General features: G+C 36.5%; 1 tRNA gene and 1 pseudogene. Both read right to left on the minus strand.

Features of this window, described 5'->3' with window-relative positions:
- Positions 1-13: 13 nt before the first annotated feature.
- Positions 14-1,958: pseudogene (locus P20652_RS08225) on the minus strand (EAL domain-containing protein).
- Between the two features lie 148 nt (positions 1,959-2,106).
- Positions 2,107-2,183 (minus strand) — tRNA-Asn (locus P20652_RS08220).
- Positions 2,184-2,211: the final 28 nt, after the last annotated feature.

Genomic DNA, 2,211 nt, shown 5'->3' on the forward strand with positions numbered 1-2,211 from the left:
AATTGAGAATTAATTAAATATCTTTAGGTTTTTCTATGTAATAACCTTGTACGCCATCAAGACATAAGGTTTCTATTATGTGTTTTTCTTCTTGGCTTTCAACGCCCTCAGCAAATACACTTACACCTATTCTATGTGCTAAATCGACCATCAAGCGCATAAAGTACTGATTGTTTTTATCATCTTCTAGGCCGCGAGTATAACTTGCATCCATTTTAATAAAATCGGGTTTTAAATCGCGGAAAAACTTAAATGAGGTTAGGCCAACACCAAAGCGTTCAACAGTAACGCGGGCGCCCACTCTGTGCACCATATCAATAAATCGTTTACTTGCTTTAATGTTTTGTTGTAGTCCAAATTCACTGACTTCAAAAACAAGTTTAGATGCTATATGGGTATCTTTTAATAAACGACGTTCCAACCAAATAACAAACTGATCGTTGTGTGCACTTGAGGCCGTTACATTTAAACCAAAAAACTTTTCAGATAAATTTCGGCTTTTTACTTTTTCAAGAGAAGAATCTATTATTAGTCGGTCTATCTCTATTGCCATATCAAGTTTTTCTGCCATGGCTAAAAATGATGCCGTAGGCAGAACTTGATTATCTTCTGTTTTAAATCTTACTTGCACTTCAGCGTAGGCTTTTATGCTTTTACCCAGTGGCATAATATTTTGCATAACCAAATGAACACGCTTAGATTCAATGACCTCGTTAATAACCTTACGCCAGTTTTGATTACCAAAACCTGCACTTATGTTATTAATTAAATCTGTTTCGCGCTGAACATGCCATGCATTTACTTGTTTTGATTGCGCCATACTCATCGCGTTATCAACAACAGAAAGCAATTCCCCCAAAGGTTTACCTTTTTCGTAGCCTACAATACCTGTGTTGGCTACAGAGCTTAGCTCTTGGTTTTGCTGGTACTGAGTAAAGCGCGATTGTAAGTTTTCGCCAAAGCGTTCAGCTTCTTTTAGTGGTGTATGAGGAAGAACAACAGCAAAATCAGAGCTATTTAATCTAAATACCTGACTTCCTGTATATGTACCGCTTATATGCTTAATAATATCGGCAACACCTTTAATATATTCGTCGCCTTTTTGGTAACCACGGCTTTGGTTTATCGCTTGTAACTCGCTACAACGAACCATAGCTAAAGAGCCAAATGTACTTTGTTCGCTGTTTTCTATATTTTTTTCGTAATATTCAACAAACATATTACGGTTTCCAAGCGAAGTAATGACATCTTTATACGCTTCTTGCTTAATGCTCATCGCTGCGCTTTGAATATCTTCGCTTTTGGATTTTAAAAAGTGTGACAAGCGGTTAAAGCTAGGCACTAAATCTTTTCCCATTTTTTTCAATGGAGTGCCATCTAATGCTGTTTCTAAATCATTATCAACTTGGTTTTGATTAATATAAATGTCAATAATGTCAGCAACCGTTGTGCTTATACTTTTATTTAAATGGTAAAAAATAGATTTCATAAGAATTATTGGAATAATAACTAAAATGGCAGAAATCAAAATAACGATAAAAAGGGATGTTTGGAGTTGCGACGCTAAATGCTCGATGTTGAGCACAAACTCAACTTTTATATCAGCAGCATCATTTACAGAAAACTGAGGGCGCACGGAGTTAAAGCGTGATAGTACAAAATCAGCGAATATTGGTAATTGAGTAGGGGTGTTAATACTAAATATTTCAGCCCCTTGGTAATCTCTTAGAGTAAAGCTTGAAAACGTTTTACCATCTGCAATTGATTGTTTTAAGTTTTGTGCAGAGATATCGTCTAAAGAAATATCATTAATATACTTAGTAAGCGTCATTTGCGCACTTTTTTTGTGCATCACTTACCGCATTATCGAAGCTGATGGATATAAGGTAGCTTCCTGCTGCTACACAGAGTAGCCAAGAAATAATTTGTATAAAAATAAGTTTTTTAAATCCAGCCATGTGTTCAGTCTTTTAATAATTCAAAAGGAAAGGAATCAAGTCCTTGATTAATAAACTAAGTATAGCGCATTAAGAAATAAACCAATGCTTTAGTTATACGGGCAAGAGTAGTGGAATTAGCTTGAGATGTCTATGAAATTCTTAGAATTGGCTCCCCCTCCCCGACTCGAACGGGGGACCTGCGGATTAACAGTCCGTCGCTCTAACCAACTGAGCTAAGGGGGAAGCGCTTGCCTTTCAACGGGGCGAAATA

Source organism: Pseudoalteromonas sp. BSi20652, assembly GCF_000239855.1.
Classification (GTDB): Bacteria; Pseudomonadota; Gammaproteobacteria; order Enterobacterales; family Alteromonadaceae; genus Pseudoalteromonas.